The 21435-nt window shown below is 42.2% G+C and carries 24 protein-coding genes and 1 pseudogene; 17 read left to right on the top strand and 8 right to left on the bottom strand.

Annotation, left to right across the window (positions count from 1 at the left end; genetic code table 11):
* Positions 1-52: 52 nt before the first annotated feature.
* The 5 genes from ACQCT5_RS20285 (at position 53) to yunB (ending at position 4623) form a co-directional block, all read left to right on the top strand.
* Entirely contained in the window at positions 53-538 is a 486-nt protein-coding gene (locus ACQCT5_RS20285; protein ID WP_499644637.1) for a GNAT family N-acetyltransferase, read from the top strand.
* Positions 539-619: 81 nt separating this feature from the next.
* A complete protein-coding gene (locus ACQCT5_RS20290; RefSeq protein ID WP_499644639.1) occupies positions 620-1738 on the top strand; it encodes a tripeptidase T in 1119 nt (372 codons plus the stop codon).
* A gap of 88 nt (positions 1739-1826) precedes the next feature.
* Positions 1827-2303 (top strand): chemotaxis protein CheW, encoded by a 477-nt coding sequence (locus tag ACQCT5_RS20295; protein WP_499644641.1) that lies wholly within the window; start codon positions 1827-1829, stop codon positions 2301-2303.
* Positions 2304-2407: 104 nt separating this feature from the next.
* Positions 2408-3649 (top strand): DNA polymerase IV, encoded by a 1242-nt coding sequence (locus tag ACQCT5_RS20300; protein WP_499644643.1) that lies wholly within the window; start codon positions 2408-2410, stop codon positions 3647-3649.
* Between the two features lie 125 nt (positions 3650-3774).
* A complete protein-coding gene (yunB, locus tag ACQCT5_RS20305) occupies positions 3775-4623 on the top strand; it encodes a sporulation protein YunB (protein WP_499644645.1) in 849 nt (282 codons plus the stop codon).
* 94 nt (positions 4624-4717) lie between these two features.
* Here yunB and ACQCT5_RS20310 read toward each other — a convergent pair whose 3' ends face one another.
* The 3 genes from ACQCT5_RS20310 to ACQCT5_RS20320 form a co-directional block, all read right to left on the bottom strand.
* The gene (locus ACQCT5_RS20310) at positions 4718-4891 is read right to left on the bottom strand and encodes a hypothetical protein (RefSeq protein WP_499644647.1); all 174 of its coding nucleotides are present in this window, start codon (positions 4889-4891) and stop codon (positions 4718-4720) included.
* Positions 4881-5087 (bottom strand): hypothetical protein, encoded by a 207-nt coding sequence (locus ACQCT5_RS20315; RefSeq protein WP_499644649.1) that lies wholly within the window; start codon positions 5085-5087, stop codon positions 4881-4883. The genes ACQCT5_RS20310 and ACQCT5_RS20315 overlap by 11 nt, the downstream gene beginning before the upstream one ends.
* A gap of 98 nt (positions 5088-5185) precedes the next feature.
* Complete coding sequence (locus tag ACQCT5_RS20320) at positions 5186-6034, bottom strand: HAD family hydrolase (RefSeq protein ID WP_499644651.1); 849 nt, start codon at positions 6032-6034, stop codon at positions 5186-5188.
* A gap of 115 nt (positions 6035-6149) precedes the next feature.
* On the opposite strand from ACQCT5_RS20320, the gene rnz reads away from it, so the two are divergent.
* Together rnz and ACQCT5_RS20330 are read left to right on the top strand one after the other, a co-directional pair.
* Positions 6150-7070 (top strand): ribonuclease Z, encoded by a 921-nt coding sequence (rnz, locus tag ACQCT5_RS20325; protein ID WP_499644653.1) that lies wholly within the window; start codon positions 6150-6152, stop codon positions 7068-7070.
* Positions 7070-7240, top strand: coding sequence for a hypothetical protein (locus tag ACQCT5_RS20330; protein WP_499644655.1), 171 nt, complete (start codon positions 7070-7072; stop codon positions 7238-7240). The genes rnz and ACQCT5_RS20330 overlap by 1 nt, the downstream gene beginning before the upstream one ends.
* Positions 7241-7393: 153 nt before the next feature.
* Here the strand turns inward: ACQCT5_RS20330 and namA are convergent, their stop codons facing one another.
* On the bottom strand, positions 7394-8410 hold the full coding sequence (gene namA / locus ACQCT5_RS20335) for an NADPH dehydrogenase NamA (RefSeq protein ID WP_499644657.1): 1017 nt from the start codon (positions 8408-8410) through the stop codon (positions 7394-7396).
* Between the two features lie 138 nt (positions 8411-8548).
* Here namA and ACQCT5_RS20340 point away from each other — a divergent pair, with 138 nt between their 5' ends.
* The 3 genes from ACQCT5_RS20340 to ACQCT5_RS20350 all read left to right on the top strand — a co-directional run bounded on the left by ACQCT5_RS20340 (position 8549) and on the right by ACQCT5_RS20350 (position 11912).
* Positions 8549-10150, top strand: coding sequence for a M20/M25/M40 family metallo-hydrolase (locus ACQCT5_RS20340; RefSeq protein ID WP_499644659.1), 1602 nt, complete (start codon positions 8549-8551; stop codon positions 10148-10150).
* A 119-nt stretch (positions 10151-10269) separates the two neighbouring features.
* On the top strand, positions 10270-11190 hold the full coding sequence (locus ACQCT5_RS20345; RefSeq protein ID WP_499644661.1) for a GNAT family N-acetyltransferase: 921 nt from the start codon (positions 10270-10272) through the stop codon (positions 11188-11190).
* Between the two features lie 50 nt (positions 11191-11240).
* Positions 11241-11912: a hypothetical protein gene (locus ACQCT5_RS20350; protein WP_499644663.1), complete on the top strand. Its 672-nt coding sequence runs from the start codon at positions 11241-11243 to the stop codon at positions 11910-11912.
* 56 nt (positions 11913-11968) lie between these two features.
* Here the strand turns inward: ACQCT5_RS20350 and proC are convergent, their stop codons facing one another.
* Positions 11969-12808, bottom strand: a complete 840-nt coding sequence (gene proC, locus ACQCT5_RS20355) for a pyrroline-5-carboxylate reductase (protein ID WP_499644665.1) — start codon at positions 12806-12808, stop codon at positions 11969-11971.
* Positions 12809-13329: 521 nt separating this feature from the next.
* Here proC and ACQCT5_RS20360 point away from each other — a divergent pair.
* From ACQCT5_RS20360 to ACQCT5_RS20370, 3 genes are read left to right on the top strand one after another with little or no spacing between them, the layout of a single operon-like run.
* On the top strand, positions 13330-14310 hold the full coding sequence (locus ACQCT5_RS20360; RefSeq protein WP_499644667.1) for an MBL fold metallo-hydrolase: 981 nt from the start codon (positions 13330-13332) through the stop codon (positions 14308-14310).
* On the top strand, positions 14307-15101 hold the full coding sequence (locus ACQCT5_RS20365; RefSeq protein ID WP_499644669.1) for an SDR family NAD(P)-dependent oxidoreductase: 795 nt from the start codon (positions 14307-14309) through the stop codon (positions 15099-15101). Before ACQCT5_RS20360 ends, ACQCT5_RS20365 begins: the two co-directional genes overlap by 4 nt.
* Before the next feature lie 53 nt (positions 15102-15154).
* Positions 15155-15730, top strand: a complete 576-nt coding sequence (locus ACQCT5_RS20370) for a DUF3221 domain-containing protein (RefSeq protein ID WP_499644671.1) — start codon at positions 15155-15157, stop codon at positions 15728-15730.
* Between the two features lie 27 nt (positions 15731-15757).
* Here ACQCT5_RS20370 and ACQCT5_RS20375 read toward each other — a convergent pair whose 3' ends face one another.
* The 3 genes from ACQCT5_RS20375 to ACQCT5_RS20385 form a co-directional block, all read right to left on the bottom strand.
* Complete coding sequence (locus ACQCT5_RS20375) at positions 15758-16228, bottom strand: hypothetical protein (protein WP_499644673.1); 471 nt, start codon at positions 16226-16228, stop codon at positions 15758-15760.
* Positions 16229-16433: 205 nt separating this feature from the next.
* Complete coding sequence (locus ACQCT5_RS20380) at positions 16434-16751, bottom strand: YqzG/YhdC family protein (RefSeq protein ID WP_499644718.1); 318 nt, start codon at positions 16749-16751, stop codon at positions 16434-16436.
* 78 nt (positions 16752-16829) lie between these two features.
* Entirely contained in the window at positions 16830-17417 is a 588-nt protein-coding gene (locus ACQCT5_RS20385; protein WP_499644675.1) for a hypothetical protein, read from the bottom strand.
* Between the two features lie 60 nt (positions 17418-17477).
* On the opposite strand from ACQCT5_RS20385, the gene ACQCT5_RS20390 reads away from it, so the two are divergent.
* The 4 genes and pseudogenes from ACQCT5_RS20390 (at position 17478) to ACQCT5_RS20405 (ending at position 21211) form a co-directional block, all read left to right on the top strand.
* Complete coding sequence (locus ACQCT5_RS20390) at positions 17478-18302, top strand: DUF2935 domain-containing protein (protein WP_499644677.1); 825 nt, start codon at positions 17478-17480, stop codon at positions 18300-18302.
* Between the two features lie 275 nt (positions 18303-18577).
* Positions 18578-19064: pseudogene (locus ACQCT5_RS20395) on the top strand (DinB family protein).
* A 15-nt stretch (positions 19065-19079) separates the two neighbouring features.
* The gene (locus tag ACQCT5_RS20400) at positions 19080-19499 is read left to right on the top strand and encodes an NUDIX hydrolase (RefSeq protein WP_499644679.1); all 420 of its coding nucleotides are present in this window, start codon (positions 19080-19082) and stop codon (positions 19497-19499) included.
* A 26-nt stretch (positions 19500-19525) separates the two neighbouring features.
* Positions 19526-21211 carry a hypothetical protein gene (locus ACQCT5_RS20405; protein ID WP_499644681.1) on the top strand — a complete coding sequence of 562 codons (1686 nt, stop codon included), beginning with the start codon at positions 19526-19528 and terminating at the stop codon, positions 21209-21211.
* Positions 21212-21435: the final 224 nt, after the last annotated feature.

Below are 21435 nucleotides of genomic sequence, written 5' to 3' on the forward strand. Positions count from 1 at the left end.
GAGGAGATAGTAGGCCGTTCCTGCTATCTTCTTTCATGAGAAGAGGAAACCTATGATCGACCTGATAAAAGTGAAGAATGTAGAAGAAGCAATCCTACATAACTTGATGCAGTTTTATATTTATGAGTTTACACAGTATCAGAAAGCAATCACACTGGAAAATGACGGCCGCTACAAGCCTTTTGACCTTGAAAAATATTGGGATACTGACAGTCCATATCATGCTTTTTTCATCAAATATAAAGAAGAGTATGTAGGCTTTGCCCTGATTGAAGAAGGTCAGGATGGGAAACCAAGTTATATCGAGGAATTCTTTGTCGTGCGTAAATACCACGGGAAAGGTTTTGGGAGAATTGCCGCACAACGATTGTTTTCCATTTTTGAAGGGAAATGGAAAGTGGTGCAGATCCAGAACAACTACCCTGCCCAGGCCTTCTGGAGAAAAACGATTCAAGAGTTTACAAGCAATTCCTATGTGGAAAGCTATGATGATCATCGCCGCTCGGTCCAGGAGTTTGATACAAGGCAATTGACCTAGTCTGACCTGTTCCACGGGAAAAATATTTTCAAATAGGTTATAATAGGGATGGATTTAATAAGCAGTAGGAGGAACATACATATGATTAACAGAGATAGACTTGTGGAAGAATTCCTGGAGCTAGTTCAGGTTGATTCCGAGACGAAATTCGAAGCAGAAATCTGCAAAGTCCTTAAAGAAAAGTTTTCCGCGCTTGGCGTACATGTGGTGGAAGATGACACAATGAACGAAACTGGCCATGGTGCAGGTAACCTTATCTGTACGTTAGAAGGAACAAAAGAAGGAGTGGACACGATCTACTTCACTTCGCACATGGATACAGTGGTTCCTGGTAAAGGAATCAAGCCTTCCATTGAAGACAACTATATCGTAACAGATGGAACAACCATTCTTGGTGCAGACGATAAAGCAGGTCTAGCTGCAATGCTTGAAGCAATCAAAGTCCTGAAAGAAAACAATATCGAACATGGTAAAATCGAGTTCATCATTACAGCGGGCGAAGAATCAGGTCTTGTTGGGGCAAAAGCGCTTGATCCGAGCATGGTTACCGCTAAATTTGGTTTTGCATTGGACAGTGACGGAACAGTAGGAAACATTATTGTTGCAGCTCCAACCCAAGCAAAAGTTAAGGCGACAATTTACGGAAAAACTGCACATGCTGGTGTTGCTCCTGAAAAAGGCATATCCGCCATTACGATTGCTGCAAAATCGATTGCCAAGATGCCTCTTGGTCGTATTGACGAGGAAACGACTGCTAATATTGGACGCTTTGAAGGGGGCGGTCCAACAAATATCGTATGTGACCGTGTAAATATCTTAGCCGAAGCTCGTTCTCTTGTACCTGAAAAAATGGAAGCGCAAGTTGCAAAGATGAAAGAAGCATTCGAATCTGTGGCAGCTGACATGGGCGGCCGAGCTGAAGTGACGATTGAAGTAATGTATCCAGGCTTCAAATTTGCTGATGGAGATCATGTAGTGGAGGTGGCGAAACGTGCAGTTTCCGCTATCGGAAGAACTCCTGAATTACAAACTAGCGGCGGCGGAAGTGATGCAAATGTAATCGCTGGATTCGGTGTTCCGACAGTAAACTTGGCCATCGGTTATGAAGAAATTCACACTACCAATGAAAGAATGCCGATTGAAGAATTAGTGAAGACAACAGAACTTGTGGTAAGCATTATGAAGGAAGTTGCAAAATAATAGCCTTTTGGGAAAGCTTGGTGAAATTGCCAAGCTTTTTTTTCATGCTTCCATTATAATGAAAGAAAAGCCTATTAGGAGAAAAGTCATGGAATCTAAAAAACTGGTAATCTTTCAAGCTAATCAAGAAGAGTATGGTGTGTCAGTAGAATACGTGGTCTCGATTGAAAAATTGGATAAGTTTACTCCAATCCCTCAAATGCCCGCCTATATGAAAGGGTTAATGAAGGTTAGAGACGAACTGATCCCAGTATTGGATACAAGGCAGATTCTGTTTCGTGATCAAACGGAATTGACGGATAAGTCCAGAGTAATTGTTGTTCAAACTACGGATCTTTCTGTAGCCCTACTGGTGGAGGATGCAAAGGAAATACTCGATGTACAAAAGGAAACAATAAAACCTTTAAGTCTCATAGCAGCAAACGGATCTAATTATATAAGCGGGATGGTCAATTTGGATAAACGCTTAATTGCGGTGATTGAACCTGGAAAATTAGTAGACGGACTTCGTGAAATGGATGAAATCAAGGAAGAAATGGAAAAGCATCTGGCAGCTCAAGAGTAAGTAGCTTTTGCTTGAAGGAGATCTTACGTAAGTGAAGGTCTCTTTCTTTGTTTATCGATGGATATTTCTTATAATAAGAGTAACAAAAAATTAGGATGGTTTGGATGAAAAGAAGCGGTCGGATTATTTTTCATGTAGATATGAACAGCTTTTATGCTTCAGTAGAGATGGCATATGATCCTACTCTCAGGGGCAAACCTTTGGCAATTGCCGGAAATGTGGAGGAGCGAAAAGGCATAGTTGTCACCTGCAGCTATGAGGCAAGAGCATTTGGTGTGAAAACAACGATGCCACTTTGGGAAGCAAAACAAAAGTGTCCACAGTTAATTGTACGGAAGCCTAATTTTGAACGTTACCGGAAAAGCTCACAGGCGATGTTTGCACTTTTAAGAACCTATACGGATCTTGTTGAACCTGTTTCCATTGATGAGGGGTATATGGATGTGACGGACTGCACGCTATCCTTGACTCCCATTCAAATTGCTGAAGAAATTCAGCAAAGATTGAAGAAGGAGCTTTTATTGCCTTGCAGTATCGGAATAGCCCCAAATAAATTTTTGGCCAAAATGGCTTCTGATATGAAAAAGCCGATGGGAATAACAGTTTTGCGGAAAAGAGAGCTTTCCACAAAATTATGGCCTATGCCGGTAGGTGAGATGCATGGTGTTGGCGCAAAAACAGCTGAAAAGCTAAAGACCATTCAAATAACAACGATTGGTGAACTTACAGAGGGAAATGACTATCAGTTAAAGCACCTGCTTGGCATCAACGGTGAAAGATTGAAGAAACGGGCCAATGGGGAAGACAATCGACCCGTCGACCCAGATTCTGTTTCAGAGTTCAAAAGTATTGGTAACTCCACGACGTTACCTGCAGATACGGATGATGAACAAGTGATTGAGAAGGTGTTGGAGAATCTGGCTAATTCGGTTAGTGCTCGTATGAAGAGGAAGTCAGTGCTCAGTCATAATGTACAGCTGGTTATCAGATATGGGATAAATCATACGGTGACGAGAAGCAGGAAGCTGGCTAATCCCATTGAATCGGTGGAGCATATTATGGAAGCCGCACGATTTCTGCTGAAAAAACACTGGAACGGCGATCCTGTTCGATTGCTGGGAATTACGGCACAAGACATGGTGGAGAAGGACCAATCGGTGAAACAATTGGATTTGTTCACTTTTCAAGAGGATGCCAAGCATGAGCCTCTTCACAAAACTTTGCAAGAGTTGGAAGATAAATTCGGAAAAGGTATTATCAAAAGAGGAATTAAAAATAAAAATACGGTACAGTCAAGTTCAACAGCAAAACTTACTACGAGCTTCCAGAAAGATTTCCTTGAATAAATTTGTCCTGTATACCCTCATCAGGGTGTATAGGACTTTTTTAATTATCTTTGGGTTGTCCCATGAAAAATAGCTAATAATCTGTCCTACTCCTATATATATATTAGGGAAGGAGGATTTTTGCCATGAGAAAAATGCGTCGGACTTCACTTATTAAAAGAGGACCTCTGCCTTTACGATATGTGTTTCTTATCACTTTTGTTTTTTTTATCTTTCTGACCGTCTTCAGTATGATCATCATTAATAACAATCTGGAGCCGAATTTACAAAGTATCGCACATACAAAAGCAAGACAGATAGCTTCACAGGCAATAAATGATGCTATTTCAAAGAAAATAACGGACGGAATAGATATGGATCAGCTTATTATCGTGAAAGAATACTCGGAAGGTCAGCTGACATTCAGTTTTAATTCTCAAATCTCCAATCGTGTTACTTCGGAAGCAACTATGCGGGTGCAAAGGTATCTTGATTTGGTCGAAGAAGGGAACCTGGAGGATCTGGAATCATTTAAAAATGATATAAATATCAATTATGAAGAGTCAAAAAAACAGCATGGCATAGTATATGATGTTCCGCTCGGAATGGCGACGGGAGCAACTCTATTCTCGAACCTTGGACCGAAAATTCCTGTGAAATTTGAAATCATGGGAGATGTGATATCTGACGTGGAAACAAGGGTCATTGAAACTGGAATAAATAATACCCATTTGGAACTTTTTGTGAGAGTGAACGTGAAAATGAACGTAATCATTCCATTGATTGAACCTCCGATTGAGATAAGCAACGTAGTAAAAATAGGAGATATTTTTGTTACAGGAAAAGTTCCGCAATACTATCATCATGGTGGAGGAAACAGCAATGGTTCTTCCAATGGTGGCATGGTCCCTATTTTTGTCCCGACAGAAGAAGAGGATGCGGAAGGGCTGGAAGATACAGAGAACACGGAGGACAAAGAAGATACAAATGAATAACTACTGAAGAAATTTCAACCCACCTGAATGCCACAATCAAGCAACGTAAAGCGTTTGCTAAAGGTGGGTATGGTCATTTTTATGTTTTTCTCAATCAAGCTGAACCATTATGGTTTGGCTTTTTTAAATAGGAGATAACATCCTCTTTGCATACATTGACGATGGAGGAGATAATATCCAGGTCGTTGGTGACCTTCTGATCGATCATTTTTCTTGCGATTTCCAATGATAAATAGTAGGAAATGGTATCGGCTTTCTTATGATTCATGACTGGTTTCCTCATTTTCGTTCAGTACATTCTTCATCCCGGGAATCGCAATCAGACAGAGGGAGGTAAGAAGGCTAAGCATCAGCATTGGTGCATTGCTTGTCTTGTCTGTAATTACAAAATAGAAGAGGATGCCAAAGCCGGCAACTGCCAATAATTTTAGGAATAGGTAGAAGGAATTTTGGATGGTTTTCATTTTTATCACCTCATAAGTTATTAGAACGTTTGTTCTGTTTTTAATTATAAGGAACATTTGTTCGTATTGCAAGTATTTTTGCAAAAAAAATAACACCGTTAATTTACGGTGTTATTCAGCAGTAGTTCTTCAAGCTTAACCGATAATTCTGTCAGGTTGTGAACAGTCAGGTCAGCCACGCTATTTTCTTGTATATCGTATGGATCGATGCAAATGGTGGAGCATCCTAAAAGAGATGCAGGAAGTATTTCATTGACGTAGTTGTCACCGATGCTCAGCATTCTGTCGAATGGTACGTCCCATTTCTCGGAAATGCGTGTCAATGTTTCAGCTGTATGTATAGGCTTGTTTGCCTCAAAGATTTTATCATGGAAAAAAGAAGTGAAGCCTAATTTTTTGATAATGATGTCACTATCCGTCTGTGGGCTGTTGGTCATAAGAATCAGGGTATATTTTTCATGAAGCTTTTCCAATACGTCTGCAAATTCCTTCAAAGGCATCAGTTCAAAGTCATCAGTCATCATATGCTCACGGGTTTGAAGGAAGGCCTTATATGCATCTTCGCTTGATAAGCCATGGTGCTTTGCGATGGCAACCGGTACCCACCACAGATCGCCGATACTTAGCATGTCCAATAGATCGAATTGCAGCGGATCAGGGTAAAGTTCCTTTATCTCGTGAGAGGGTACAATCTCTCCGTCCCATTTCCAGCCTTGATTTACTTCACCATGGTGATGAGCAAGGACGAGGTCTTTTTTTGCATCATATACCCTGCCGATTTTCAGCGTGTGTTCTCCTTTGCCAACTGCCGTATAGTCTTTTTCAAACTGTTCCTGTGTTTCTAAAGGCAGCCTGTTTTTCAATAGCTCGGCATAATAACCAAAATGATGTGTGTCTTCGTATAAAGTTCCGTCTAGATCAAAAACAATGGTTGTAATTTGTTCCAAGTGATTCGCTCCTTTATCCGTTCTATTTTCATTGTACTACAAAGAGCGCCCGCTTCCATCCCCTTATGCTTTTTTTACAATTTGAGTATAATGGAGGAAGAAGGAGAGGTTGAAGGTGAAAATTACTTTTTTAGGAACCGGGTCTGGAGTTCCGGCCAAGCACCGTAACGTGTCATCCATGGCCCTACATATAGATGATAAGGAAAGTTCGCTCTGGCTGTTTGATTGCGGGGAAGCCACGCAGCATCAAATTTTACATACATCGTTAAAACCAAGAAAGATATCGAAAATTTTTATTACCCATTTGCATGGCGATCACATTTTTGGCTTGCCCGGTTTACTTAGCAGCAGATCATTCCAAGGTGGTGATACACCATTAACGCTTTACGGACCAAAGGGGATAAAGAATTATATAGATATTTCCTTGTCCGTAAGTATGACCCATGTGAAATATCCATTGAATGTTGTTGAGTTTGATGAGGAAGGGCTGATCCTCGAGGAAGAGGAGTACAAGGTTATTGGGAAGAAGTTGGTCCATGGCATTCCTTCGTATGGGTTCCGCATTGAGCAGAAGGAGCTGTCTGGGGCGTTATTGATGGATAAAGTAAAAGAGTCAGGAATACCTGCGGGACCGCATTATCAGCAGTTGAAAGAAGGAAAATCCATCGAATTAGCAGATGGCCGCGTCTTTCATGGGCCAGATTTTATCGGTCCACCTAAAAAAGGAAAAGTTGTCACGATTCTTGGAGACACTAGGTACAATGAAGTGTCGGTTGAGTTGGCAGTGGAAGCGGATGTGCTTGTTCATGAGGCGACTTTTGCCGCTGGCGATGAACAGTTGGCGCACGAATATTTCCATTCCACGACTGTCCAAGCGGCGAAAGTGGCACAGGATGCCGGAGTCGGGCAGCTTTTGCTGACTCATATCAGTGCAAGGTATCAGAAGGATGAAGTGCTGATGCTGGAAAAAGAGGCTCGTGATATCTTTCCTAGGGTGAAAGTTGTCGGGGATTTTGATGTGGTTGAAATAAAATAATGGTGAGAATGGGTGTCCTGGGTGATGGGACACCTATTTTTTGTGTGGACAGCTACTTTTTGGCGGAGAGCGGAGGCGGAAATAGGTTGGCAAAGCGGATATCAACGGAAATTTTCTTATATCAACTAGAAAATCGATATATCGACGAAAATGAACAGGATAAAGAATAAACGACACCAACCGACTTTTTCCCCACAACACCACCCGTTGCCAATTCCGCAACAAAAAATCAAAAAAAACCCTGACCGCACAATCCTACCGCGCAGCCAGAGCTCCAAACTTTAACACTTTAAAGTAGCGGGGGTCAGGCCCCCGCCAAAATCTTACCAACCACGATCATACTGCTTCGGTGCTTCAATCTCCACACCAAGCTCTTTCGCAGCAGTTCTTGGCCAATATGGGTCACGCAGGAGTTCGCGCGCCACGAAAATCAGATTGGCACGGCCGTTTCGCAGGATTTCCTCCGCTTGCAGGCCGCTTGTGATCAGGCCGACTGCACCAGTATCAATGCCGGCACCAGACTTGATTGTTTCGGCGAATCCTACCTGATAGCCAGGGTAAACATCAATCGGAGCAGGTACAACAGCACCGGAGCTCACATCCACTAAGTCGACGCCCTGCTCTTTCATCCAGGATGCATACATGACATAGTCTTCCGCTGTCAGGCCATCAGGATGATAGTCATTTGCACTGACTCTCACAAATAATGGGCCATTCCAAACTGTATTGACTGCCTCAATAATTTCACGAAGGAAACGATAGCGGTTTTCTGTACTCCCGCCATAAGCGTCTTCACGTTTATTGGTCAGAGGGGATAAAAATTCATTGATCAAATATCCATGAGCACCATGAAGCTCGATGATATCAAAGCCGGCTTCCTTCGCACGTGTTGCACCTGCCACAAATGCCTCCACTGTTTCTTTAATATCCTCCTGCGTCATTTCTACAGGTGTTTTCATTTTGTCGTTAAATGCCAAAGCGGATGGAGCGTAGATATCGCCTTCCACCATTGCTTTGCGGCCAGCATGTGCAAGCTGGATGGCAGTGGCAGAGCCGTGCGCTTTCAATTGTCTATTCAATTCTTTGAATCTAGCGACGTGATTGTCACTCCAGATTCCAAGATCCTGTGCGGAGATGCGTCCTTGCGGTTGTACCGCTGTGGCCTCGACCATGATGAGACCAACCTGGCCGACTGCACGTGACACATAATGCGTCATATGCCAGTCTTCCACTTGCCCATCCTCGTTGTGACTGGAATACATGCACATAGGGGACATCACAATGCGATTTTTTAAGGTGATGCCTTTTACTGTATATGGTGAAAAAAGAGCTGATTTCATGTGTCATTCCTCCTATTTATTTCGAGTACCTAAAATATTATATCAAATGTTTTTTCGACCTCCAAAAGATAGGTGTTCAATTGCAGGAATTAATAGTATGATAGGAGCAAAATACTACAAACTAGAGGAGGATGGGAGATGCGCTGGCAGTCGAAAGAGCAGTTGACAGATCTTTTGGTATCCCTTGTCCAACACGGAAGTGTGACGTTATCAGGTGAAGAGAAAAGGCTTGCTTCTTTTATTTATTATCAGTTGAACCATCTGGATTATTTTCAAGCGCAGCCTGGCAATCTGGAGCTGCATCGCATGGAGGACGGACGATCTTTTGTTACCGCTCTCGTAAAGGGTTCCTCTAAAAAGGATACCATCGTCCTGGTCAGCCATTTCGACGTAGTCGGGGTAGAGGACTATGGCGTGCTGAAGGAATTGGCATTCCAGCCGGTGGAGTTGACCAGGGAATTGGAGAATTATACGGAGGTACTTCCTATTGAAGCAAGAGAGCACTTGCAATCAGGTGATTGGCTCTTCGGACGCGGTGTGATGGATATGAAGGCGGGACTTGCCCTGCAGATGTCATTGCTCGAAAAGGCGGTTGCAGAAAAATGGGATGTCAATCTGCTGCTTTTGGCAGTGCCGGATGAAGAGGTCAACTCCCAGGGGATGCTGCAAGCGCTTCCTGCTCTAAGTGAGATTGCTCGGAAGAATGACATTACTTTCAAAGCATGTGTTAATTCCGAACCGATGTTTCAACAATATCCTGGTGATGACAATCTTTATCTATATTCCGGATCGATAGGAAAGCTCTTGCCAGGTTTCTTCTGCTATGGCAAGGAAACGCATGTCGGAGAGCCGCTCTCAGGACTGAATGCCAATCTGATGGTTTCTGAAATCAGTAGATTGATGGAGTGGAACGCAGACCTGTGCGAGCAGGTAGGCTCGGAAGTGACACCGCCACCGACAAGCCTGATTCAAAAAGATCTTAAAAATGAGTATTCTGTTCAAATCCCGCATACAGCGGTTACCTTATACAATGTACTTTTTATGAAGAAGTCATTGGAGGAGTGGGAGGATGACCTGCTGTCCATCGCCAAGCAGGCTGCGGCAAATATTGAACAATTTTCCCTCGATAAAGTGGAACTGTACAAGCAGTTTACTTCATTTAAGGAACTTTCCGTCAAAGTTGCCGTTTATACTTATCAGGAGCTGCTGCGAAATGCGAAAGAAATTCATGGGGATCACGAAGTTGACTTGAGAATTTCGTCGGTCATCACAGCTTGCTCCCATCTCGATGAGCGTGAACAGTCAATCAAAGTGGTGGAAGAGGTTGCTTCCCTATGCAAAGAGCTTGGGCCGATGATTGTCCTATTCTTTGCACCTCCATATTACCCAGCGGTTGTAACCGAGGATGACGAGATGATGGGAAATGCACGTGCTTTTATCTCAAAATGGAAAAAAGGTGCGAATATTGAATTCGTGGAACAGCGCTATTTCTCGGGATTGTGTGATTTGAGTTTCATCGGAAAAGGGGATTACACAGCGAAAAATCGTCTGCCGCATAACATACCGGTCTATGGTGCCACCTATACGCTGCCGTTCCAAGAGATGGAAGAGTTGCAGATGCCGGTTTTCAATTTGGGACCAGTCGGAAAAGATCCACATCAGTGGACAGAAAGACTGAACATCAAGTTTTCATTTGACGAGTTTCCGCCAATTTTGGCTGATTTTGTGAGAAGTTTATAATTGATGAAAAAGAATGAAATCACTCAGGTTTCATTCTTTTTCATGTACAAATTGGTTAATTATGTTAAAATAGTTCATAATATTCAATTTATTCGTATGCAGTCTGGGAGGACAATTCAATGGGGAAGACAATGGATTATCAAATTAGAAATTATCTAGAAAAGGATGCGGAAAAAATAGGTTCCATCAACTTCTTATCCATGCTCTATTATCGATTCAACAAAGACTTTAAACCGGAAAATATTTATTGTGCTGTAAATTCTGAAGGGGAAATCTATGCTTTTGGCCATGTGGTTCCAGATCAAACATGGTGCAAGATTGAAGATAGCGACAATGATCCCGATTTCATACATAAAATAAATCTGGAGCTCGAGATAAACGAGCATTTTGCAGGGGTAGAAGCCTGCCTAGAGGAACTATTGCAGCATCTGTTGAACAAAGCACAAGAAATGAGAGATTTATATCCTCATAAAAAAGTAGTAGTAAGCCACAATATCGACTCCGACGATTTTGAGGAAATGGATTTCTATCTCTCAAACGGGTTCGTCGTTTCTAGAAATCATATCATCATGAAAAGAGATTTGACTGAACCGATTCCTGATGCGCCACTTCCTGAAAATATCAGAATAAAAAACTGGAAAATGAAGACGGAGGCAGAAGAACAACAGTATCTAAAAGCGGAAGGGGACGGGGATGAAAATGGCGTTTCCTGGAGCCTCAATCATCTCAGATGGACGAAATCAGGATCCGAATGGGATACGTTTACCGCTTTTGAGGGAGACCAGGTTGTCGGCAGTTGCATGACTTGGGGATTGGGTGAAAATCGCGGGGCAACAGAGAACATTTTTGTTTTGCCAGATTGGCGAAGAAAAGGCGTAGCGAAGGCAGTCATAACAGAAGCTCTTAAGTTCCTTAAGGACAAAGGGAAAACGGAAGCGACTCTTGGTGTCTTTGGTGAAAATGAGAAGGCAATTCCGTTGTACCGATCATTGGGGTATAAAGTAATTGATGTAAAGATTGAATTAGGCTTAAGTATATAAAGAAAAGTAGCTCATCTAACTTTCCGGTCTATTTAATTGAGGTGCTATTAGTGACAATATTTGTCCCAGAATGGATAAAAACCGTATTTGATTTCGGATTATTGTTTTTAGTTATTTCTTCTTTCATTTTTATTGGTATTAAAATAGAGAATACTTTTAAAATCCCTTATAGTAGATGGTTAATCCCAATAGGAATTTTCATTGCGAGTTTTTTATCTTTGAATACCATTCATCAAACCTATAAATCTGTCGGACTAATGGAGAACGATATTATAATTAGCGGAGAGGGAGAAATTATCGAGATAGAAAATAGGAATGACTTGCTGATTACCATGGATGAGGAGCTATTTGTATTTAATGATAGTCCGTTAAATGAAACCATCCTGTATGAGTTTAGGACGCTGGGAAATGACTTAATAAAAGTGGAACTTAGTTATACTTCGAATGAAATTGATACAGATACACTTCAGAGGATGTTCAACAGGTTTGCAGGAATAGTGGATTACGATACTAACATACCTCCATTCCTCTCTTATTCCAGTTATTTTGATGAAGTTTGGAAAGAACAATGGGAAGAGGGATTAACAGCTTCATTTATGCAACTTAATAAAGAAGAATTGTCTGATGAGAACATCAAAGAATTGATACTGGAAAATGAAGAACTCGTGTTAAATGAAATCGAACGGAATGCATTTAAGATTCATTTAGTGGAGTGGGAGTAATATTTATTTAAAAAGCAGTGAATTCCTTTATGAATTCACTGCTTTCTTTTCCAAGCTCAATTCGATGTACTTTCCCTCAACTTCTCCGCAATCTCCTCTCCCATTTCCCTGGAGCGCTTGGTCGCCCCGTCGATGCAGGTTTCAAAAGCTTCGGATACTTTCAGGTCATTCAATAGGGAGATTCCGTGTTGCGTGGTGCCGCCAGGACTGGTCACCTCAGCACGCAGAACATCGGCATCCTTATTGGTCTCCTGCAGCATGTGGGCGGCACCGATCAGCGTCTGGCTTACGAGTTTCTTTGCGACATCTGTATCCAGTCCTTGTGCCAATGCTGCTTTTTCCATCGCCTCTGCAATATAATAGATGTAGGCTGGACCGCTTCCTGAAACGCCCGTGACTGCATGAAGCTGTTCTTCTTCTACAATCGTACATAATCCGATAGCTGAAAAGATGGAATGCACAAGTTCCAGATCCTCGTTTGTGGCGAATTTTCCTTTTGCAATGGCTGTGGCAGATAAACCGATTGCTGCGGATGTATTCGGCATGGAACGGATCACCCTCAAGTCCTGTTTGAAAAGCTGCTCGATCACTTCACTGGATATCCCGGCGAGAACGGAAACAATTAGCTGGTTGCTACTAACAAACGGCTGGATTGAAAGTATTCCATCCCGGGCATCCTTTGGTTTCATCGCTAGAAAGATGACATCCGCATCCTGTACAGCCAATTTTTTGTCCTCAGTCGTTTTTACTCCATATTTTGATGAGAGCAGTTCCAGACGGTTTTTATCCTGCTTGTTGGTCACCACTATATTTTTCCTATCACAAATTTCCTGTTTCACAAGTCCTGCAACAATGGCCTCAGCCATGGATCCGGCACCGATAAAAGCAATTTTCATTTCCTCCACGCTCCTTTTTAAATAGAAAAAGACCCATCTGTCCTAGTAAATAAGGACGGATAGGTCTTATCCGCGGTACCACCTTGATTGGTTGGTTAAACCCAGCTTTCATTCCCGTATCGTGGGGGACGATTAGGTTTGCCTAATTGTTCCTGGGTAGGTTCAAAAGAACAGGGGATGAGGAGGTCTTTCAGCCGGTGAACCTCCATCTCTTGCATCCTTCTTCTTTCTACTAGTCCCATTCGTCACGTTATCTTTTATAATTTTTTACATTATGCAACGGGATGGAAGGAAAGTCAAGGGGATATTTGTCACGATTCAAGAAAAAAAGAATGTTGCTATTTAAGAATAATTGAAGTGGAATATTTTTAAAATTTATGAAGATTAACCCTTTCTTTTTTTGCCGAAATAGTGCATTCTTTAAGTGAATAGGTATTCAGTGGTGGTTGTGTTCAATTATTTTGTTATAATTTTACCAAACCATCCTTACATAAAACGGACAAAACAAAAAGGGGATTTCTATGAATCAGCTTTCTTGTAAGCAAGAAATAAAACAGATTACCATACCGACTCCTTTTGCTGTTGGAGATGTACATACTTACATTATTATTACAGATAAAGTGACCCTGGTGGATGCTGGAGTAAGAACGATGGAAGCATGGGAGGTCTTTCAAAATGAGCTTAAAAAGCATGGCCTCAAGGTGTTGGACATCGATCAGGTACTGATTACACACCATCACCCAGATCATGTCGGCCTTCTTGATTATCTTCCTGCCAATATTCCCGTTTATGGACATGAAAGAGCTCATCCATGGATGACGCAGGATCAACGCTATTTCACTACACATGATGCATTTTATAGAGAGATGTTCGCCCAAATGGGAGTGGAGGAGCGTTTTTATTCCCTTCTCGGGGCCATGGATAAGCCACTTCGTTTTTCTTGTCAAAGGGGATTGACTTCCTTTGTCAAAGAAGGGGATAGGTTGGAGGGCCTTGCTGACTGGCGTATTTGCGAGACTCCCGGTCACGCGAGCAGTCATTTGGTTCTCTATGACGAAAAGAGCGGTACCATGATTGGTGGAGACCTGATTCTTGCACATATCTCCCCAAATCCTTTGGTCGAGCCGCCATACTTGGGAGAGAAGGACCGGAGAAAGTCGATGATCGATTACATATCGTCCATTAAAAAAATGTTAAAATTGCCGATAAAACGTGTGCTTCCTGGCCACGGGGAAACAGTACAAGACGTGCAGCAGCTTTTGGAGGAACGATTGCATCAGCAGGAAAAGCGCGCAGCCAAGGTAGAGGCTTTTGTAAAAGGAAATCCTGCAACCGCCTATGAGATCTGCCAGCACCTTTTCCCGAAAGTGTTTGAAAAACAGCTATTACTGACGTTGTCTGAAACGCTGGGGCAAGTGGATTATCTGATGGAGATGGAACGGATAGAGGTGGATGCCGCTTCCCTTCCGTATCGATATAAAGCGAAGGAAGGGGTGTCTTGATGGCGGAATGGAAGGGGAAATATATTGTTATTACCGGAGCGTCTGGTGGTATCGGTAAAGCCCTTGCCCTCGAGGTTGCCAAACGTGGAGCCACCCCGGTGCTTCTGGCGCGTTCGTTGAATAAGCTGGAGCAGGCTGCGAATGAAATTAAAATGAATACCGGAATTTCGGCGCCCTACTTCCGACTGGATGTACGGAGCAGGGAGGATGTGGAAACTGTTTTTGAAAAAATGCTTGAGCAAATCCCTGCCATCGATGTGTTGGTTAACAATGCAGGCTTTGGTATCTTTGATGAGGTGCATGCATTGTCACTCGACGATATGAGTGAAATGTTTGAAGTGAACGTATTCGGTTTGATTGCTTGCACGAAAAAGGTATTACCTAAGATGCTGAATCAAAACAGAGGCCATATCATTAACATTGCATCCCAGGCAGGGAAATTGGCCACACCAAAATCCAGTGTATACTCTGCAACCAAGCATGCAGTTCTTGGCTTCACTAACAGTTTGAGGATGGAACTCCATGATACTGGTATTCATGTCACAGCGGTCAATCCAGGTCCAATCCGCACCAACTTCTTTGACATTGCCGATACATCGGGGCACTACAAGAAGAAGGTCGATAAGTGGATGCTCGATCCTGACATGGTTGCAAAAAAGATTGCGGATGCCATGTTCACCAACAAGCGGGAAATCAATCTTCCTGGCTGGATGAGCATAGGGAGCAAGCTTTATCAACTGTTTCCTGGGCTTGTTGAGAAATTTGCCGGGAAGGCATTTCGCCAAAAATAGTCTTGTAACCTTTTTTCGGACAATTCGTCAAATAGGAAAAAGAGGTGAAAAAGATGAAGTTGAAATTTTTTGCAATGTTGAGTTGCTTCCTTCTATTGTTCGGATGCGGAACGGCTAATGACAATAACGGCAATCAAAACGGTTCAGGGTCAGACACTGCACCTCCAACAGATAACATGGAAGATGAAGAGGCAGTGGAGGATCTGACTGGCCATATCATTTCCATTTCAGATGAAGGCAACATCCGTATCCTGGTGACCGGTTCCCACGCGAACAGCTCAGGTGTGTCCGCAACGATGTACACCCTGGAAGAGAGTACAAAGGTCGAGGACACAGAGGGCAAGGGGTTGAAGGCTGCCGATTTGAAGGTGGGAATGAAGGTTACCGTCTGGAATACCGGAATTGTAGCGGAATCCTTCCCGGCCCAGTCCGGTGCTTTGAAAGTGGTAGTGGATGCAGGTCAGGATGGGAACGAGCAGGCGGCCATTGAAAAAGCGTTAGGGGAAGTCAAATCCGGTGATCCATGGCATGTGGAAGCGGTTGAAGAGATGGACGACAGCCAGTATAAGGTTACACTAAAAAATCTTTTTGAGGACAGTGAACCAGTCGAAGTGGAAGTTCAACTCTAAGAAATATAAAGCAGCTCGCATTTTTGTTTAATGCGAGCTGTTTTTCATGCTCTTTTCCCATAATGATTGAAAGCCGTACATGAGGACTGCTTTTATCAAGAATAGAAGGTATAGTTGGGAATTTTTCATTTTCTTCAGGGCAAAGATACCAATATTTTTGAACCAGAAATAAAATGGATAGACAAACAATGCATCCACTACTGCATTCAATAGGAAGAACAGTCCGAACCTTCCATAGGTCAAACGTAAGATCCACAACGACCCTGCGAAAAAAGGCCCTACGATAAAAGCAAATTCATTAATGAAATACGGCGGTATTTTCTTATAGATCTCCCACCATTTAAGCTTTTCCGCTAGGATACTCTCCAAGGAAATCACAATAGACATAAAAATGGTTGCTGGCAAAAATCGCTTAAAGTGCTTCCACCCAAGAAAAGGAAGTGTGAGCAAAGAAATAATCACCATGACCCATAGCAATAGAACAGGACGCTTCTTCAACTGTCATCCTCCTTTTCAAGATTGGTTGCATATTAGGATGTGTGATTTAAAGGAAATTATGACCTATAGGTTTTTCAACTGTAATCTTTTTCAGGATTTGAAGGATGGTATGTAAAGGTAAAGGGGGATGAAGTTTGCGTAATAGAAGTGCTGTAGTATTATTTTAAAATTGAAAGAGAATAACCTTTTGGTCGCAATTTTAGTGTTATGCGGGTATTTCGTTAATTGAAATCTTTATCACTCGTTCCGTATCATTTGCAAACTCAATATCGACTTTTACACCAAATTCTTTTTGATCTTCTTTTAACCAGAGACGGAAAGTTTCAACTGAGGTCTGCTCCCCTTTCTTTCTGCCCACATGAAGGTAGTCAATGATATCTGCATTTGGATACTTCTCCTTAGTTTTTTGCATGGCAATTTTCCCCCACTTAGCGTAAGGGGGAACTTCTAATTTGGTATTGGCATAAGCGATCTCTTCCGTATAAATTGATGGACCAATTCCTGCACAAATAAAGAAAATCATCAGAAATGCTATAAGCGCTCTCAAATTATTCTCTCCTCCTTTTCTATTTGATTTCACGAACAAAATAAGGAATGCTCCTCATTTTATGGTTTCTTTGTCTGAACATGGAGCGTGTGGGGGCGGTGAGTACTTTTCATATATAACCTGAAATCCATACATCGAAATTGACTTAACCAAAAATAGGAGAGATAACTGAAACTTGGAGAATCTCACAAGAGTTACATATCCAATCTTTTTGAACCAATCGAGCATAAAGTAGGTGAAAATAGCATCTATCACAATATTCACCTTCGTATATAGCTTGAAATTTCCAAAGGTGTATTTCAATATCCAGAGTGATCCAACAAAGAAAGGACCTAAAATCAGCGGCATTTCCCCCAAGACATTCGGTCTTATTGCAAAAGGGAACCACCACCATTTTTTCCTTTCGGCTACAATCCCCTCTGCAGTTAGATATAAACACATGAATATGGTTCCCGGAAGAAACCGTTTAAATGATGACTTTCCGATAAACGGGGCAGTGAGCCAAGGTAAAATGGTCAGTAATAGTATTAAAAATTTTGAATTCCTCATCTGGAAACACCCTTTATGATTCATGATACGTATATTTTTCCTAATCTTTAGCAAGTTATGTGCAGGTATTTTTATTAAAATACGATAAATCATTTCTACTACCCAAATTCCTGTCGTACATATAAAGTATAGGAAATGGAGGGGGAGGAGATTTTGCAAAACTATACGATTTCGGTATGGGAAGAGCATTTTTTTTGGTTGGGAATCTTACAAGACCATGCTTATTTTATTAGGGACCATCTTTCACCCACAGAAGTGGAATATGTGAAAACAGCTCAGCAGTATATCAATTGGTTCGGTGAGCTCAATAATATGTTGGGGAATATTCCTAAGTCCGCTAACCACTCAGATGAGAACATGGTTTACTTCTCTCAGAGGGTCTGGCCGGTAGCGAAGGGTTATTTTGATTTTGAGGGAAAGTTGCAAGCTCTTAGAATAGATAACCAAGTGAATCTTAATTTATCTCCTACCTATTTAAATGGTACGTTGGCAGAGAACCAAGAGTATCTACGGATCTTAAGCCATTTGGTTCAGGGAAAAGAGCCCGAGCCTCTTCCATTGGTAAATCTGATGGATTTGTGGCTCGAAGATCAATTGGGTCATGCATTGCTTTTCGAGGATTTGCTTGACCCTATCGAAATTGCTACTAGACGGCAAACAGAGGCCTATATTGGAATTTATCAGGGCTTTATGGTACAAAATCGAATTTTAAAAGGATATCTGCGGTTCAAAGAGCCCGGTTTTGCAAGGCAGAGGGAATTCGCCAACGAGGTCGGACAGACGACCCTTGAAATGAGCCGGTATATTTCCACCATGGTGCATAAATTCAAAGGAAATAAGCTGCTTAACGATTCCACACTAAGATTTCTGGAGCATCATTTTCCAGAAACCTGTTATTTTATCAAAAAGCTCAGCTATTTTGCGCCAGAATTACAGGATGAAGCGGGTAAATGCTCATTGAAAAGGATTTCCTATTAAAAATTGCTATGAAATGGCGCTTCCGCTATAGGAAGTGCTTTTTTATTTTTTGATTGTAGCTGAGTTCGTGCGAAACTACGGGGAGTTGATGCCAAACAGCTGAAAGTTCGTGCCAAAGTCATCAGAGTTCGTGCCAAATAAGGCAAAGTTGATGCCGAACTATTTTGCACGACACCGTTTCACTCAATTGCCACCAGAAAATAGCCACAAATAAAAAGGGATTTTTTCCTTGTTTAAGGAATATAGTCTGTAAGCATTATTTGGGAGGGATAAGCATGGAGATGTTGTTCAAGTACAACTGGATGGTTCGGGAAGAGTGGTACCGCTGGTGTGAAGAAGTGGAGGAAGCTGAGCTGTTGAAGGAGCGGACTGGTGGAGTGGGTAGTATTCTGCATACCCTTTTTCATATTGCTGATGTGGAATGGAGTTGGATCAGGATCTTACAGGGGAAACCCGACTTTATCGAAAAGTTTGAGAGCTACAACAGTTTGCAGCAGGTACTTGAATTGGATGCTTCCTTTCGCCAGGAAGTGCAGCAGTTTGTGGAGAAATGGGACAACAATATGGAACACAAGCTATTACACCTTCCTGAGCGGGATGGCAGAGTGGCTGAATATACTTGGGGAGAAGTGATGCGCCATACCTTGGCACATGAAATACATCACATCGGCCAGCTTTCTGTATGGTCAAGGGTCAAGGGAATTGGGCCGCAAACCGGTTTCTGCAAACGTTATTGGGAGAGGTCTTTTTATTCACCATTGAAGAGAGGTGTTCAACATGCAAAAATGGTACGGTTCAGCAGGTGTCTGCATCAATGAACATAAGGAGATTCTGATGGTCCTGCAGGGAAAGCCTGACGAAGAGAAGGTATGGACGGTGCCATCTGGCGGATTGGAGAAACAGGAAAGCTTTGAAGAATGCTGTGTGAGAGAGATCCGGGAAGAAACGGGGTATGAAGTGGAAGTGGTGACCCCATTAAAAGTGAAGCAAGGAACTACATACGGTATCGACGTGGAGGTCCAATATTTTGAAGTGAGAGTGGTCGGAGGAACGCAGCAGATTCAGGACCCAGACAATCTTATCCATGAAATTGCCTGGAAAAGTGCAGAGGAATTGACGGGATTGAAGCTTTCTTTTCCGGAGGATAGGGATTATTTGCTTGATTTAATGGGATGCATGAAACTTAGTAATGTCTGAAAAATTCTATATAAAAAGGTGAAGACATGAACGAATTGAAGATAAGAAGTATGATGAAACGCCTTAAGAGCGAGGATCCCGGAAAGCGTTTTGAAGCACTTGGCACTTTGTATGAATGTAAGGTGGAAAAGGATCTGGAAATCAGGGTCGACCTGTTAAAGGAATTGGTGGTACTGGCTGCCGGCACTTTTCCTGAGTCTGTTGATGGGTGGGACAATCCTTCCTATTATCTGATTGATTTCGTGTGCGATTATCCCATGCCTGAGGTGATGGAACAATTATTGAAGTACTTTGACCGTCTGCCCTCGGATGCAAAAGTGAGGGTGATGGAATTATTTTTAGCGACCGAGGATGAGGAACTATTTTATGAAATGGAAGAAAAGCTTGTTGCATTGATAAAAAACGAGGATGTCCAGCTTCCTGTTGATCAGCTCACCCGATATCCAGTCTTTGTGCGGGATGTAGTGGAGCGCACTTTTGAAAAGATTCATTCTCCTCATTATAAATTTTCGATGTATGAATTTATCTCTGCCATCAATGAATCCGATCTGGAATGGGGCTACAGGAAAGAAGAAGTGCTTCCATTGCTTCATGCAGACTATGAAAAACTGAGGGATGAGTACCTTTCCTACGACAAGGATTATCATGCCAAATTTGTTTACACCACTTGGAAGGAAAGCTATTTTACCTTCCGTTACCATATGAGCATGCTGATCGGTCTGATGAATTATTATTACTCTAAAGAAGCGGAAGTGTATTTAAAGGAAGCGCTGGATTACAAGGACCCTGTCATCCGCGCAAGGGTGCTTCATGTATGTATCGAAAAGAATATGGAAGTCGAAAAGGACCTTTTGGATGAACTTGCGAGCAATCTTGAAAGTGCGGAAGGCCTTTATTGGGATCTGAAATCAAGCAACAAGGAACACCTTTATCCGATCAAGGAAAAGAAGCAGCCCCTATTGGCAAAAGCGAAACTCTTCACTTATCTTGTCTATCTGAGGGATGAAGAAGGTAGGTTGATGAACAAATTTCCGGAAGAGATTCAAATGCAGGATACGATAGAAACTGAAAATCAATACAAACAGCCGGTGCGATATTATCTGATGAGCTTCAAGGAGTCCGGCGCCGACTATGTGGCTTGGGTCGGCGGCTATTCTCTAGAGGACGGGGATGATACTGCGCATGTCTGGGAAGGGACATATACGGATTTCGTGGAGCTCGATTCCAAATCCCTGGAGGGGCATAAGCAGGATTTCTTTTCAAGACGGGAAGAGATGAGTCAGAAATACCATGAAGAAATCCATTATGAAAGTGCCCCGAAATTGTCAAAAGGCTTGTGGTTCTTCTACGCCATTCTCATTTCGCATTGGGTGAGAGTGTTGTTAAATGGGGTAGATGATGAGGTGTACATTTCTATCGGATTTACTGGGCTTGGCCTGCTTCTGACAGCCTATGAAATGTGGAAAATCAAGCGCAGCAAGATTTCCATCGTGGGACAGGAGCTGATTGTGAATAAAGGAAAAGACTCGAAAGTGATCCGCATTCAGGATATAAAAAAGGTGAAATACAACAAGAAGCAAATCGAGATCTTCAATAAAGAAAATGCGCTGCAGCTTCAAGTTCCATTGAAGTGGGTTAACTATGACCACTTTTCCTATGTATTGAGAGAGCAGACGCAACATTTGCGTGAGAGGCCTTTTATAGAAGAGTAAAAGAAAAACTACCATTTTTGCATCAGAAAACGCAGGGTTTTTTAAAACCCTGCGTTTACATTATTTGTTCAATAACAAGTAATAGTATTTGGGAATAGGCTATGTAAATCCAACTTCCATTATTTTTTATCCCTTTGACTTTCCAAGCAAATTTAACCCTACTGCACCCATTACAAGAGTAGAGACAATTATTGTCACCACAAATGTAAGGTGAGCCGTGTCGT

This window comes from Sutcliffiella halmapala, assembly GCF_050107295.1.
Classification (GTDB): domain Bacteria; phylum Bacillota; class Bacilli; order Bacillales; family Bacillaceae_I; genus Sutcliffiella_A; species Sutcliffiella_A halmapala_A.

Coding starts and splice junctions, on each gene's coding strand:
- ACQCT5_RS20405 (WP_499644681.1), top strand. CDS start 19,526: ATGAACGAATTGAAGATAAGAAGTATGATGAAACGCCTTAAGAGCGAG.
- ACQCT5_RS20360 (WP_499644667.1), top strand. CDS start 13,330: ATGAATCAGCTTTCTTGTAAGCAAGAAATAAAACAGATTACCATACCG.
- ACQCT5_RS20380 (WP_499644718.1), bottom strand. CDS start 16,751: ATGATTTTCTTTATTTGTGCAGGAATTGGTCCATCAATTTATACGGAA.
- ACQCT5_RS20340 (WP_499644659.1), top strand. CDS start 8,549: ATGCGCTGGCAGTCGAAAGAGCAGTTGACAGATCTTTTGGTATCCCTT.
- ACQCT5_RS20295 (WP_499644641.1), top strand. CDS start 1,827: ATGGAATCTAAAAAACTGGTAATCTTTCAAGCTAATCAAGAAGAGTAT.
- ACQCT5_RS20315 (WP_499644649.1), bottom strand. CDS start 5,087: ATGAAAACCATCCAAAATTCCTTCTACCTATTCCTAAAATTATTGGCA.
- namA (WP_499644657.1), bottom strand. CDS start 8,410: ATGAAATCAGCTCTTTTTTCACCATATACAGTAAAAGGCATCACCTTA.
- yunB (WP_499644645.1), top strand. CDS start 3,775: ATGAGAAAAATGCGTCGGACTTCACTTATTAAAAGAGGACCTCTGCCT.
- ACQCT5_RS20345 (WP_499644661.1), top strand. CDS start 10,270: ATGGGGAAGACAATGGATTATCAAATTAGAAATTATCTAGAAAAGGAT.
- ACQCT5_RS20285 (WP_499644637.1), top strand. CDS start 53: ATGATCGACCTGATAAAAGTGAAGAATGTAGAAGAAGCAATCCTACAT.
- ACQCT5_RS20310 (WP_499644647.1), bottom strand. CDS start 4,891: ATGAATCATAAGAAAGCCGATACCATTTCCTACTATTTATCATTGGAA.
- ACQCT5_RS20300 (WP_499644643.1), top strand. CDS start 2,408: ATGAAAAGAAGCGGTCGGATTATTTTTCATGTAGATATGAACAGCTTT.
- ACQCT5_RS20400 (WP_499644679.1), top strand. CDS start 19,080: ATGCAAAAATGGTACGGTTCAGCAGGTGTCTGCATCAATGAACATAAG.
- ACQCT5_RS20330 (WP_499644655.1), top strand. CDS start 7,070: ATGGTGAGAATGGGTGTCCTGGGTGATGGGACACCTATTTTTTGTGTG.
- proC (WP_499644665.1), bottom strand. CDS start 12,808: ATGAAAATTGCTTTTATCGGTGCCGGATCCATGGCTGAGGCCATTGTT.
- ACQCT5_RS20385 (WP_499644675.1), bottom strand. CDS start 17,417: ATGATTTATCGTATTTTAATAAAAATACCTGCACATAACTTGCTAAAG.
- ACQCT5_RS20370 (WP_499644671.1), top strand. CDS start 15,155: ATGAAGTTGAAATTTTTTGCAATGTTGAGTTGCTTCCTTCTATTGTTC.
- ACQCT5_RS20290 (WP_499644639.1), top strand. CDS start 620: ATGATTAACAGAGATAGACTTGTGGAAGAATTCCTGGAGCTAGTTCAG.